Annotated in this window: 12 protein-coding genes, 1 tRNA gene and 1 pseudogene; 7 read left to right on the forward strand and 7 right to left on the reverse strand. The window is 63.7% G+C overall.

Annotated features, from left to right (window positions below):
• Positions 1-117: 117 nt before the first annotated feature.
• From IEW17_RS04695 to IEW17_RS04705, 3 genes are all read right to left on the reverse strand, one after another.
• Positions 118-396: a hypothetical protein gene (locus IEW17_RS04695; protein WP_188560869.1), complete on the reverse strand. Its 279-nt coding sequence runs from the start codon at positions 394-396 to the stop codon at positions 118-120.
• A 179-nt stretch (positions 397-575) separates the two neighbouring features.
• Positions 576-986 carry a hypothetical protein gene (locus tag IEW17_RS04700; protein WP_188560870.1) on the reverse strand — a complete coding sequence of 137 codons (411 nt, stop codon included), beginning with the start codon at positions 984-986 and terminating at the stop codon, positions 576-578.
• A gap of 740 nt (positions 987-1726) precedes the next feature.
• Complete coding sequence (locus IEW17_RS04705) at positions 1727-2395, reverse strand: hypothetical protein (protein ID WP_188560871.1); 669 nt, start codon at positions 2393-2395, stop codon at positions 1727-1729.
• Positions 2396-2544: 149 nt separating this feature from the next.
• On the opposite strand from IEW17_RS04705, the gene IEW17_RS04710 reads away from it, so the two are divergent.
• The 6 genes and pseudogenes from IEW17_RS04710 to IEW17_RS04735 all read left to right on the forward strand — a co-directional run bounded on the left by IEW17_RS04710 (position 2545) and on the right by IEW17_RS04735 (position 8563).
• Positions 2545-4332 carry a WG repeat-containing protein gene (locus tag IEW17_RS04710; RefSeq protein WP_188560872.1) on the forward strand — a complete coding sequence of 596 codons (1788 nt, stop codon included), beginning with the start codon at positions 2545-2547 and terminating at the stop codon, positions 4330-4332.
• 9 nt (positions 4333-4341) lie between these two features.
• Positions 4342-4425, forward strand: coding sequence for a YegP family protein (locus IEW17_RS21425; protein ID WP_188560964.1), 84 nt, complete (start codon positions 4342-4344; stop codon positions 4423-4425).
• A gap of 33 nt (positions 4426-4458) precedes the next feature.
• Positions 4459-4593, forward strand: a pseudogene (locus IEW17_RS04720) (YegP family protein); the annotation flags it as partial.
• A gap of 191 nt (positions 4594-4784) precedes the next feature.
• Positions 4785-5108, forward strand: coding sequence for a hypothetical protein (locus IEW17_RS04725; protein WP_188560874.1), 324 nt, complete (start codon positions 4785-4787; stop codon positions 5106-5108).
• Between the two features lie 102 nt (positions 5109-5210).
• Entirely contained in the window at positions 5211-7391 is a 2181-nt protein-coding gene (locus IEW17_RS04730) for a TonB-dependent receptor (RefSeq protein WP_188560875.1), read from the forward strand.
• Positions 7391-8563 (forward strand): MFS transporter, encoded by a 1173-nt coding sequence (locus IEW17_RS04735; RefSeq protein ID WP_188560876.1) that lies wholly within the window; start codon positions 7391-7393, stop codon positions 8561-8563. The genes IEW17_RS04730 and IEW17_RS04735 overlap by 1 nt, the downstream gene beginning before the upstream one ends.
• Positions 8564-8857: 294 nt before the next feature.
• Here IEW17_RS04735 and IEW17_RS04740 read toward each other — a convergent pair.
• The 3 genes from IEW17_RS04740 to IEW17_RS04750 form a co-directional block, all read right to left on the reverse strand.
• Positions 8858-8939 (reverse strand) — tRNA-Leu (locus tag IEW17_RS04740).
• A gap of 37 nt (positions 8940-8976) precedes the next feature.
• Complete coding sequence (locus tag IEW17_RS04745; RefSeq protein WP_229748817.1) at positions 8977-9513, reverse strand: iron-sulfur cluster co-chaperone HscB C-terminal domain-containing protein; 537 nt, start codon at positions 9511-9513, stop codon at positions 8977-8979.
• Positions 9514-9676: 163 nt separating this feature from the next.
• Positions 9677-9967 (reverse strand): putative quinol monooxygenase, encoded by a 291-nt coding sequence (locus IEW17_RS04750; RefSeq protein ID WP_188560877.1) that lies wholly within the window; start codon positions 9965-9967, stop codon positions 9677-9679.
• Positions 9968-10101: 134 nt separating this feature from the next.
• On the opposite strand from IEW17_RS04750, the gene IEW17_RS04755 reads away from it, so the two are divergent.
• Positions 10102-11283 carry an alpha/beta hydrolase gene (locus tag IEW17_RS04755; RefSeq protein WP_188560878.1) on the forward strand — a complete coding sequence of 394 codons (1182 nt, stop codon included), beginning with the start codon at positions 10102-10104 and terminating at the stop codon, positions 11281-11283.
• A gap of 158 nt (positions 11284-11441) precedes the next feature.
• Here IEW17_RS04755 and IEW17_RS04760 read toward each other — a convergent pair whose 3' ends face one another.
• Positions 11442-12212 (reverse strand): SAM hydrolase/SAM-dependent halogenase family protein, encoded by a 771-nt coding sequence (locus IEW17_RS04760; RefSeq protein ID WP_188560879.1) that lies wholly within the window; start codon positions 12210-12212, stop codon positions 11442-11444.
• Between the last annotated feature and the right edge of the window lie 102 nt (positions 12213-12314).

Here is a 12314-nt window from a genome sequence, read left to right on the forward strand (position 1 = left end):
CTTGCCCAGCCGCCGAAAAGCAGCCCAACCCGCCGAAGCACAGCACCCCGGTGCACAGCCACGTGGCCCGCCCGCCCAGACGGCCGGCGCTACGCAAAATTCGCAAAGCGGCCACGGTTAGTGCTCCCGCTTGGTGCGGCCGGCCCCACCGGCGCCGCGTGCGCCGCGGCCGGCCCTGGCCTCGCGGCCCTGGCTGCCCCGCGCGCCGCGTGCACTCCGCTCCGGCCGGCTGCCCCGCGCTGAGCGCCCTTCGGCCGGGCTTTCGGGTGCGTCCTCGTCCACCCGCTCGGGTTTGCTTTTGCGCTCGGTTTGGGGCACAGCTTTCACGGGCGGTTCCGTGGTCGGCGCACCCGGGGCCGGCACCGTTTGGGCCCGGGCCGCTACGGTCCCGCACAATAATAAAACTAAGCAACCCCCACGCATTAGCATTTTCATAACGCAAACAAATTCAATAAGCAATGAAGCAATTTACAGCCTTCCGACCGCAAAGGCTGCCGTGAAGCGCCAAAGCCGGCCACGCCCGGGCTTCCTCAAGGCGCGGTCGGCCCGGCCGGCGCGGCCGTAATCAAATCCGTTTAGTGCCCGTGGCCGTGCCCCGCACCGGCGTGCCCGGCACCGGCGTGGCTGCTGCCCGTGGCGCGACTGCCGCGCTGGCCGTGCTCACCGCCCCGGCCGCTGCGGGGCGTGTGGCCGGTGTCGCGACTGTCGCGACTGTCGCGGGCTACGGCACTCACGGCAGCCCCCTTGTCGGCCCCGGTGAGCGTCGTGGTCTTGGCAAAGGTGCTCACGTTCTGACCGTGGTTGTCGGGCTTCGCGGCCTTGTCGTCGTTGCGGTCATCGTCGGCGTCGTGCTGCTTGGTTCTAGTGTCTTGCTTGCGCTCTATCGCAGCGGCTTTCTCCGGAGCCGAGGAAACCGCAGCGGGCGCTTGGGCCATGGCCGCTACCGAGCACAACAGGGCAACAGCAGAGAAAAGCATCTTTTTCATAAAGGACTTTTACTTTAAGAAGTTAGGGAATGAAGCTGTTTAGAAAGTCAATCTTTTTGAGCGTTTGTCATCCTGAGCATTCTGCGATTAAAGCAGAGACGAAGGACCTTATCCCGGCTACAACACGCTTGAACGAGACCGTTCAGTTGTGATAAGGTCCTTCGTCTCTGCTTTAATCGCAGAATGCTCAGGATGACAGACTTCTTGACTTTCTAAACAGCTTCAATGACACAAACCTACTGACTCAACATGATGCAAAAATGATAGCGAATGCCTCTCCCCATCCTCACTCGCCAGCCAGGCAGCCCTCGGGCACCTGCGCCAAGTGGAGCTGCCTCGTAGGTAAGAGCACCGCCCGGCCCGATTACACCGCCAGGTTGAGCACCACGCCCACCGCCGCCGCGGCAATGATGCTGAACACCGCTTTCAGCGAGGCGCTCAATCAGCGGCGCCCCCACCAGAATGAAGACGAAGCAGGGCAGATAGAGTTAATAAAACAGTCATGCTGAGCGCAGTCGAAGCATCTCTGCCGCTTCGTTGCACCGGCTCAAGCGAAGCGGTAGAGATGCTTTGACAAGCGGACGCCAGATAAGCATGACCGTTTTAGAATGATTTTAGCTAATTCAAACAGCTCCTTAGGGATTTCCCTGATTGCCCACGCCTCCCAGCAAGCGCCCCGAAACCGGAAACGCCCGACCGCTCAGTGAGCAGTCGGGCGTTTCCGGTTTCGGGGCTAGGGGTTAGCGCCGCGGAAACAGCACGTCGAGGATGTCACGGCCCACGGTGCCGGGGCGGCGGCGGTCTTCTTCCCGCCAGTTGTACTCGGCGTCATAGGCCTGGTCCCCGTGCAGAATAAACGCGCCGGGCTCCAAGCGTACCCCGGCGAGGCGGTCGCAGCTGGTGGGCGGCGGTTGTTGGCCGGCCGGGCGGTTGGGGTACCACACGCGGCACTCGCCGGGGGGCGGGTACTGCCCCCGCGGCACACCGGCCAGCTCCCGGGGGCCCGCCGTGCCCGCCCGGGGCAGAATCACCCGACCCAGAACGCCGCCCAGGCCCCCCACCGGGCGCGGGTTCCGGCTGTCGTAGCGGCCGTCTCTGCCGCGCTTATCCCGGTCGTCATCGCCGCGCCTACCCCGGTCGTCATCGTCCCGGTCGTCATTGCGGTCCTTGCCCTCTTTGTACCGTTCGTTACGGTCTTTGTCGTAATCCTTGCGGTCTTTTTCGTAGTCTTTTCTGCGGTCCTTGTCGTAGTCTTTGTTGTAGTCCTTGCGGTCTTTGTCCTTGTACTCCCTGTCTTTATATTCCTTCTTGTATTTGTCTTTATCCTTGCCTTTGCCATCGTCTTGGGCTGAAGCCGCCGAAGTCGAAAGCAGCAGACTGGCGGCGAGCAGGTAATGTGCGGGTTTCATGGGGGTGGGAAAAGTTAAGTGATGAGGCGCTTACGTCCGGGCATTGTCAAAGTTCGGGCCACAACCCTTGCACCCCCGCAGCCCCTTTTCGCCCCCCGGCGTACAAGCCGGGCTACCCATTGCCTGGAAAGCCAGTTTCTTTGCCCGCCATGCTGCACGAGTTTCTCTTTACGCCCTTCGCCGACCCCGCCACCGCGCAGCTCTACGACCGGCTGGTGGCCACGCTGCGTGCCGACCCCGGCCCCGGTGCGACGCTGCTGCTCGGCCACTTTGCCGTGGCGGACGGCGGCGAGCCGCTCGATGCCGTCGTCATCCGGCCGCACAGCATCACGGTTCTGGTGTTGGTGCCCCGCGGCGGCCCGCTCCAGATGCCCGCCTTGGGCTACGGCGCCTGGCCCCTCGACGGCCGCCCCCTGGCCGGCTCCACCCCCGGGGCCGACAACCCCTACGAGCAGTTCCAGCGCCAAAAAGCCGCGCTGGCCACTTGGCTGCAACCCCAGTTCGGCCCCGAGCAAGCCAACCTGCAGTTCATTTCCGGGCTGGTGGTGTTCGGGGCGTCCGTCACCTTCGGCCCCGAAGTAGAGGGACACCTGAGCCAGCTGCCCGACGGCAGCTTTCAGCTCCTGGCCGACGCCGCCCAGTTGCCCCGCCGCCTAACCCAGCTTGCCCGCCCCGAAATCGACCTTCCCGAGGCCGACCTCATCGAATGGGCCCACAACCTGGCCACCGCCGACAACGACGACCCGCAACCCGAACCGGCCGCCTCCGCCGGCCTGCCCCTCGCCGAGCCGGCCCCCGCGCCCAGTTTCCTCCGCCGTGCCTGGAGCTGGCTCGGGGCCGACGACATTCCCCACGACACTCCTTACGGCCATCCCGCCGCCCAGGCCGCCGCCAGCAGCGCCGAAAAGCAGCGCCTCGAACAACTGCAGCGCGATGCCCAAACCCAGCTGCAGCAGCAGCTCCAGGCCCTCGAAGCCCGCGAAGCCGAGCGCGAGCGGCGCATGGAAGAGCTGCGCACCGAGTTGGCCCAAGCCCCGCCCGTCACCACCGAGGCCCAGACCCTGCGCGACCGCCTAGCCATCGAGAGCCGGGAAAAAGCCGTGCTGGAGGCATCCATCCGCGCCTCGCGCGCCGAGTCCGACCGCCGCAATCGCGACCTCGACGCCAAGATTCAACAACTTGGTCACCTCATCGAGCAGCTGAATAACCGCCCCCTTGGCACCTTCCCGGCGGCCAGTGGCAGCCAGCGCCGCCGCCGACGCCTGCCGCGTGTAGCCGCCGTAGTAGGGGTGGCCGCCCTGTTGGGTGCGGGGGCGTGGGGCGTCAGTCAAATGGACCGCACGTCGTCTACTCCCACGCCGGCCAAGGAAGTGCGCCAGTCAGCAGCGGCGAGCCGCCCCGCCGCCGGGGCCGCCACGACCACGAACCCGGCGCCGGTGGCTCAGCAGCCCCCCGCGCCAACGGCCAGCGAAAGCCCAGCCAGTGGCCCCCAGAATGAGCCCGCCGCCGCGGACCCCTACGAGGCGCGCTACCCGTATTCGGACGGCTACGCCCGGGTGAAGAAAAACGGGGCCTACACATTTATTGATGCGGAAGGTCAGCCGTTCCCCCGCACTTTTCTCGAGGCCCGGGACTTTTCGGAAGGCCACGCGGCCGTGCGCGACCAGCGCGGCTGGCAGTACATCACCGGCCCGGAACCAGAGGACCCAAATACCCCGCCCTTCTTATTCCGCGAAGCGTATTCCTTCCGCGACGGCTTGGCCCGCGTGCGCCTGGACCCGGGCTACACCTACATCACCAAAAGGAACCTGGCCGGGCAGGGCCCCTCGGTGTTTCAGATATACGATACGGCGACGGATTTTGAGAACGGCCGGGCCCAGGTCACCCTGCAGGAGCGTCGCTTCACGATTGACACGAACGGCCAGCCGGTGGACTAAAGGCCATAGATATTCCAGTCCGGCGAAGGCTACACCAGCAAAACCAGCTGCGAAAACGGCATCCAGAGCGTCAAAGCCAACTGCCAGCCTTAGCGTTTCGAGTCGTTCTTCAACGCCGGCCAATACGGCTTCAACCAGGTGGCCGCCAATGGCGAAATCATTGGCCGTAGCGAGAAGTACCCTGCCACCCAGGCCCGCGACCAGGGCCTCCAAGTCGTCCTGCGCAAAGCCCCCGAGGCCCGCGTTCAGGACTTGGGCTAACAACTTAAAACAATATGAAAAGCTCGCTGGTAACGTATCGGCGAGCTTTTCTCATGAAGGGGTAAACTTCGCAAAAATTGTAGCATGCGCTTTTACGCTGCCTTAGCCGTTGGCACATAATTCCGACCTTTTCCAGTAGAATTCGTAGGGCGGGGTGCAGTCGCCCCATCCTCAGGTAGTCATCCCCTTTTATGTCCGCCCGCCTCTTACTCCGTCTGCTCACCTTGTTGCTCGGTAGCTTCTACCTCGGCAGCGTGTGCGAGCTGGATACGGAAGAGTGCAAGCAGAACTACGCCAAGGAATGCCACGCCTACGTGGCCGCCCGCCCCGAGGTGAATATGCCGGCGGCGGCGGTCCAACCCGCCACCCCGGCCGCCGTGCTGGCGGCCCCGCGCTGGCAAATCATGTGGGCCGCCGTTTTCCCGGCAACCCCCGCCGACCGGGCCTGGCCCCGCGCCGAAAGCCCGCCCCCGCAGCAGCGGCGCTACCTCTGGTGCGCCGTGCTGCAAGTCTGAAATCTGGAAGCTGTTGCCTAACCCCGCCGACGCGAAGCCGCGCCGCCGGAGTCCCCGTTTCCCGTTTTTCAACCTTGCCGGACGTTCCGCGTCCTCCTTTTCATGCGAATATTTCTTGTCCTGGCCCTGCTCCTGAGCAGCGCCTACGCCGCCGTGGCCCAGAGCCCCTTGCGTGTGCTGGTGCGCGATGAGCGCACCAAAACCGCCTTGCCCGGCGTGACCGTGGCCATTCCTGCCCTGCGCATTGGCGCGGCCACCGACGCCGACGGCCGCGCCACGCTGCCCGACGTGCCCGCCGGCCCCCAGCAGGTGCAGGTTGGAAGCATGGGCTACGCTTCCCGCACCGTTACGTTCACCCTGCCCCAAACCGGCGACGCACCCGCCCTGGTCGAGCTCGAACCCAGCAGCCTCGAATTGCAGGGCGTGGTCGTCGAAGCCACCCGCACGGGCTCGCGCATCGAGGACGTACCCGTCCGCATCGAGGTGCTTGGGCCCGAAGAGCTGGCCGAAAAAAGTAGTATGCGTCCGGCCAACATCGCCATGCTGCTCACCGAGGCCAGCGGCATTCAGCCGCAGTTCACCTCCGCCAATTCCGGCAGCGTGGCCTTCCGCATCCAGGGCCTCGACGGGCGCTACACCCAGCTGCTCAAAGACGGCTTTCCCCTGTTCGGCGGCTTCTCGCAGGGTCTGAGTCTGGTGCAGGTGCCACCCCTGGACTTGCGCCAGGTGGAAATCATCAAGGGCGCGTCCTCGGCCCTCTACGGCGGCGACGCCATCGCCGGCCTGGTGAACCTGGTGAGCAAAACGCCCACCGAAACGCCCGAACTGAACGTGCTGCTCAACCAGACCCAAAAGGGCGGGCGCGACCTCACCGCCTTCTACACCGGCCGCACCGGCCGGCTCGGCCTCACCCTGCTGGCCACCCAAAACACCCAGCAGGCCCGCGACGTGAGCGGCGACCGGTTCACCGACTTGCCCCAGGTGCAGGCCACCACCGTCAACCCGCGCCTGTACTTTTACGCCACCGACTCGACCACGCTCTATGCCGGCCTGAACGCCACCGTCGACGCCCGCGCCGGCGGCTACCTGCCCGCCCTCGACAACCCCACCGCGGCCGGCTACACCGAGCGCAACCGCTCGGAGCGCTACAACACCCAGCTGCGGCTCGATTCCCACGTCGGCCGCAAGCGGGTGCTCACCCTCAAAAACAGCGTCAGCGGCTTCACCCGCCGCATAGAGGCAGGCGGCCAGTACTTCGCCGGCCGCCAGCTCTCCACCTATTCCGAAGCCTCGCTGCTCTTGCCCTTTGGCGCCCACCGGGCCGTGTTCGGCGCCAACGTGCTGACCGACGACTTCCGCGAAACCGACCGCGCCCCGGCCCTGGCCGCCCGTGACTACCGCTACCAGACCTACGGCCTGTTTGCCCAGGACGACTGGCGCATCCTCCAAAACCTGACCCTGCAGGCCGGCCTGCGCACCGATTACCAGCGCCCCTACGGCCTGTTCGTGCTGCCGCGCTTCTCGGCCCTCTACAAAGCCGGCGAGCACGTCAGCCTGCGGGCCGGTGGCGGCTTCGGCTACAAAGCGCCCACCATCTTCAGCAGCGCCACCGAGCAGCAAGCTTACGTGAACGTGTTGCCCCTCGACGTGGCGAAGCTGCAAGCCGAAACCTCACAGGGCCTCAACGCCGACGTGACCGTGCGCGGCCGGCTCGGCGAGCTGAACGCCTCCCTCAACCAGGCCGTGTTCTACACCCGCCTCAACCACACGCTGATTCCCGACCCCGCCCAGCTGGCTCGGGGCCTCACCCATTTCCGCAACGCGCCCACGCCCATCACCGCCCGCGGCCTCGAAACCAACCTGCGCCTGGCCGTGGAAGGGCTGCAATTCTTCACCGCTTACACCTTCACCGATACCCGCCAGACCTACGACCCCGTCCAGCCCGCCGAACTTCCTTTCGTCTCGCGCCACCGCCTGGTGCTCACCACCGTGTTCGAGCAGGAGAAAAACTTTCGGCTCGGCCTCGAAGGCACCTACAACGGCCCGCAGTACCTCGGCGAAGGCGCCCGCCAGGGGCAGGGCTTCTGGCTACTCGGCGTGCTCGGAGAGAAGATGTTTGCCCCCCACTTCTCCGTGGTGCTCAACGTCGAGAACTTCCTCGACGTTCGCCAAACCCGCTTCGAATCCGTCGTGCTCGGTACGCCTACCAGCCCCACGTTCCGCCCCCTTTACGCGCCGCTCGATGGCATCGTGGCCAATGCGGCTTTGAAAATCACGCTTTGATGCCGCGTTTTGCCTACCTCACCCGCGCAGTCTGGCTGCTCTCGCTCATCAGCCTCTTCACGGACCTGGCCAGCGAGATGCTCTACCCGGTCATGCCCCTGTACCTGCAATCTATCGGCTTTTCGGTGTTTTTCATCGGCCTGCTCGAAGGCGTGGCCGAAGCCGTGGCCGGCCTGAGCAAGGGCTACTTCGGCCAATGGTCGGATAGGTTGGGCCGGCGAGTGCCCTTCGTGCAGTGGGGCTACGGCCTGAGCGCGCTGTCCAAGCCCATGCTGGCCGTGCTGGCCACGCCCGCGTGGGTCTTGCTGGCCCGCACCGTCGACCGGTTGGGCAAGGGCCTGCGCACCGGGGCCCGCGACGCCTTGTTGTCTGACGAAGCCACCCCCGCCACCAAGGGCAAAGTTTTCGGCTTCCACCGCTCCATGGACACCTTGGGCGCGGTGTTCGGCCCGCTGGCCGCCCTGCTCTGGCTGGCCGCCCGCCCCGGCCAGTTCCGCCCGCTGTTCCTGCTGGCCTTCGTGCCGGGCGTGCTGGCCGTGGGCATCACGTTCTGGCTTCGGGAGCGCCCGGTCGTGCCTTCTCCGCGCCCAGTGCTACCCTTTTGGGCCTCGTTCGGCTACTGGCGCGTGGCCCCGCCGGCCTACCGCCGGGTGGCAGGTGCGCTGCTGGTGTTTGCCCTTTTCAACAGCTCCGATGCGTTCTTGCTGCTACTGGCCCGCCAGCGCGGCCTGTCCGATGCGTCCGTTATCGGCCTCTACATTCTCTACAACGCCGTGTACGTGCTGGCCGCCTGGCCCGCCGGCCACCTCGCCGACCGCCTAGGCCCGCGCCGCTTGCTCGTGGGCGGCCTGCTGGCCTTCGCCGCCGTGTACGGCGGCGTGGCCCTGGCCCACGGCTGGCCCGCCTTCGCGGCCCTATTCGCACTCTACGGCCTCTATGCCGCCAGCACCGAGGGCGTGGCCAAGGCCTGGCTCAGCAACCTCGCCGACCGAGCCGACACCGGCGCCGCGCTCGGCACGTTCGGCGGCCTCAGCAGCCTGGCCGCCCTGCTGGCCAGCATGGGCGCCGGCGCGCTCTGGCAATGGGCCGGCCCCGCCTGGACGTTCGGGGTCGCCGCCGTCGTGGCACTCGGCGTGGCGCTATATTTTCTTCGCTTCGCGCCCAAGTCCTGAGCTGTTTATGCTTTCCCAAGCCGTCATGCATTGTCACTTCCTCCCAACGTCAGTTTCGGCCTAGGGCATCGGCTCCGTCAGTGTCCCGTCCGGCTGCGTCGGGGCGGTCAGCCCGCCGCTCAAATTGAATGGTCACGATGAGAAAAGATTGGGGGCAAGTAGGGGCGTGACTGGGGGCGTAAACTTAGTAGTATGTCGGTTTACAAAGGGTAGTGCATCAAACGCAAGAACCCCCGAAAAGTGCCCATACTACGTAGTAGGCGACTATTCGGGGGTTCCCGTAGCTAGTAAATGTACCCGGAGCCGGAGTCGAACCGGCACATCTTGCGATATTGGTGTTTGAGACCAACGCGTCTACCGGTTCCGCCATCCGGGCAGGATGAGCTTGTTAGAACAATTCCGCTCTGCCGGTATCAGGAGCGGGTTGCAAAGGTAGCCACTTGCTGCTGAATGCGCAACAGATACCGCTTTTTTAGGTAGTAGGTGCGGATTTGCTGCAGGGCGGCGGGGCGGTGGTCGCCGGGTAATTGCTCATACCCAGCGAGTACGGGATGAATGCCGGCATCCAGCGTGTCGGCCAAAGCTTGGGCTTCGGTGGCTATTTGGGCTTGGGCGGTGGCATCGGGCGCGCTTTCCAGGTCCATGAGCTGCTCGTTGAGGTCCATCATATCCATCAGGAAATCGGACGGGAGCTGTTCCTGCTTGCCTTCTTCCAGCAGGCCGTGCTGGCGCAGCAGGTAAGCCATGCGCTGGTCCGGGTCGGCGAGGGTACGGTAAGCGTCGGTATTGAGGGTAGCCTGGCGCAGCATGTCGGCCTGGTTCTCGGGCGAAGACGTGGCGTGAAAATCGGGATGGGTTTCGCGGCTCTTGGCGTAGTAGAGGCGCTTGAGGGCCGCCTCATCGGGCAAAAAGGATTCGGCCAAGCCGTAGAAGGCAAAATAATCAATCACTGATTTTGCTGATTAACCGTGATTTCGCTGATTTCGCTGGCCAGACTCGGCAAAGGGAAATCAGAAAAACAGAATGGTGAGAAAACAGAGGATTTAGAAGTAGAAGCTTTGAAAGGCGGAGATGTTGGAAAAAAATGGACAAGTGCAATCAGTGCAATCACGGTTAATCAGCGGCAATCAGTGATGAGAAGGCCACCGGTGGAGCCGCAAACAGCCGCTTGGTAGCCGGCCATACTTCGCCGAATAATGCGGATTGGCGGTAGGTATCCAAGGCCCCGGCATCGTCCCAATGGCTGTGCGTGCAGTAGATGGCCGGGTTGGCCGCATCCTGCCAAAGCTCCAAGTGCCGACAGCCGGGCTGCTCACGAATCCGGTCCTTGCTTTCGCGAAAAAGCGCAAGAAACGCAGGCACCTGTCCCGGCTCAAAGGTCATGCGTACGATGCGAATAAGCATTGAAATGAATGGGTTATCTATTTTTTGGATGAAAGTAGTACTACAAATAATTATAATAACACCAACTATCGCCCATGCTGGTCGTAAATGTCAGCCAAACGCTCTCTTCAATCTCCACCTTAGCCCATTTTTTCATGAAACAATTAGTTTCTCGCGTCACCGCGGCGGCATGGCTCGCCGCTCCGGCCCTGGCAGGCAGCCTGTTCCTCAGCAGCTGCAACAGCCAGCCCACCGCTACCGAAGCCAATAAAACCGCCACGGTGGTTTCGGAAGATATCAATGCCGCTTCCGACAGCGCCGCCGTGGTTGCCGACGCTACCGGAGGTGGAATGGGGATGGCCAAGCCCACCGGGGCCAAGCCCGCCTGGGGTCCCAATCTCAAGCCCGAGATGCAGGCCGTGATAGAACAGCTTATGAGCTTTAAAAATAAGCCCCTGCCTGAACTCACCGCCGCTCAGGCCCGCAAGCAGCCCAGCCCCGCCGACGCTGCTATGAAGCAAATGCGCGCCAGCAACATTCCCACGCCGCCCCTGAACTGCGACACCGTGACCAAAGCCCTCATGCCCGGCGTGAAGGCCCGTTTCTACACGCCGAAGGGCGGCACTGCACCATATCCGGTGATTGTATATTACCACGGCGGCGGCTGGGTTATTGCCACCAACGACACCTACGCCGCTTCGGCCCAGGCGCTGTGCGAGCAAACCGGCTCAATGGTGGTGTCGGTGGAGTACCGCAAAGGTCCGGAGAGCAAGTTTCCGACGGCCCATGACGACGCTTTCGCAGCGTATCAGTACGTGCTTAAGAATGCTGCCAGCATGAAAGGCGACCCCAACAAGGTAGCTGTAGTAGGTGAAAGCGCGGGTGGTAACCTGGCTTGCAGTGTGAGCATGATGGCCCGCGACAAGAAAGTGGCGATGCCCAAATACCAGGTGCTGATTTACCCGATTGCCGGCTACGACATGAACACCCCGTCGTACCTGGCTAATACCGAAAGCGCACCGTTGAATAAGGGCGCGATGGCCTGGTTCTTCAAAAATTACCTGCGCACCCCGGCCGATGGCAAAGACCCGCGCATTAACCTTGTGGCTGCCAACCTGAAAGGCTTGCCCGCCACCACCGTCATCGGGGCTGAATACGACCCGCTGACCAGCGAAGGCAAAACGCTGGCTGATAAGCTAACCGCCGCCGGCGTAAAAGTGAACTACAAGCTTTACGGAGGTGCCACGCACGAATTCTTCGGCATGGCGGCCGTTGTGCCCCAGGCTAAAGAAGCGCAAGGGGTGGTCATGAGCGACTTGAAAGGCGCGCTGAAATAAGTCGAAACAGGCGGCTTCGATAACTCAGAACGTCATGCTGAGCGGAGTCGAAGCATCTCGCTGGCATTGTCCTCACGATTGAGGTACTGCTGCACGCGAGATGCTTCGACTGCGCTCGGCATGACGTTCTTTTTTTGTGCTGAGCGACTGGTAGTATGCTACTCCGTTGGAAACCGCACGTCCACCTGCGAGTCGAAGTGCAGGCCCAACAGTTCCGAGGCATTGCCTTGGCAAATACCCAGGCACAGGCAGTCCTGGCTGTTGAAAACGACTACCGCCTCACCGGGCGGCACGGCCGAAAAGTGCGGATGCAGCTCACGCACCACGTCGCGGCCAAAGTGCACGGCCAAGGGCCGGCCGTGGCCCACGGCTTCTATTGCGGTGCGCGAAATATTGGTAATCAGGTTGCCGTAGTGGTCCACGTAGGCGACGTGCCCGGTGATGCGGTGGTCCTGCAGGCGCAGCTGCCGGTTGTTGAGCTGGTGCATGGTGTTCACCACCGGGCCGAGGCTGGTGAGCGGCTCGCCCTGGGCCAGGGCTACGGCGGCTGGCAGCAGCACATCGCGGGTGGGGGAGGCCGAGCTGGCGGCCGGCAGCGCCACCAGTTGCTCGGGCATGCCGTTGGCCAGCAGGGCGAGAATGCCGTTGTCGCCGGTCAGAAAATAATGGCCCTCGAACAAAGCCGCCAGCCAGCCCGGCTCGGGGCCCGCGCCGTGGTCGTTGACGCCGATGACGTGGACTGTGCCCGCCGGAAAATCCTGAAATACGGCTCTGAGAACGTGAACGGCATGCGGAATGTTGAAGGGTTCGATGCCGTGGCTGATGTCGACCACCGGAATTGCCGGGGCCAGGTGCAGCAGCCGCGCTTTCAACGCCGCAACGTAGTGGTCGCGGTAGCCAAAATCTGTCAGCAGCGTAATCAATCCCATGCCTGCGTTCCGTAGTTTTTCGTAGTATTGTTCCGTCGCTCGAACCGAAGCAAAAGTAGCCGGTTTGTGATGAAAACGGGCCGTTTGTTGTCTCTCTTTATC

It is taken from the genome of Hymenobacter frigidus (assembly GCF_014640435.1).
GTDB lineage: Bacteria > Bacteroidota > Bacteroidia > Cytophagales > Hymenobacteraceae > Hymenobacter > Hymenobacter frigidus.

What these genes read in the sequence shown, in the direction of transcription:
- IEW17_RS04700 (WP_188560870.1), bottom strand. Translation starts at nt 986, where the DNA reads ATGAAAAAGATGCTTTTCTCTGCTGTTGCCCTGTTGTGCTCGGTAGCG.
- IEW17_RS04705 (WP_188560871.1), bottom strand. Translation starts at nt 2,395, where the DNA reads ATGAAACCCGCACATTACCTGCTCGCCGCCAGTCTGCTGCTTTCGACT.
- IEW17_RS04710 (WP_188560872.1), top strand. Translation starts at nt 2,545, where the DNA reads ATGCTGCACGAGTTTCTCTTTACGCCCTTCGCCGACCCCGCCACCGCG.
- IEW17_RS04725 (WP_188560874.1), top strand. Translation starts at nt 4,785, where the DNA reads ATGTCCGCCCGCCTCTTACTCCGTCTGCTCACCTTGTTGCTCGGTAGC.
- IEW17_RS04730 (WP_188560875.1), top strand. Translation starts at nt 5,211, where the DNA reads ATGCGAATATTTCTTGTCCTGGCCCTGCTCCTGAGCAGCGCCTACGCC.
- IEW17_RS04735 (WP_188560876.1), top strand. Translation starts at nt 7,391, where the DNA reads ATGCCGCGTTTTGCCTACCTCACCCGCGCAGTCTGGCTGCTCTCGCTC.
- IEW17_RS04750 (WP_188560877.1), bottom strand. Translation starts at nt 9,967, where the DNA reads ATGCTTATTCGCATCGTACGCATGACCTTTGAGCCGGGACAGGTGCCT.
- IEW17_RS04755 (WP_188560878.1), top strand. Translation starts at nt 10,102, where the DNA reads ATGAAACAATTAGTTTCTCGCGTCACCGCGGCGGCATGGCTCGCCGCT.
- IEW17_RS04760 (WP_188560879.1), bottom strand. Translation starts at nt 12,212, where the DNA reads ATGGGATTGATTACGCTGCTGACAGATTTTGGCTACCGCGACCACTAC.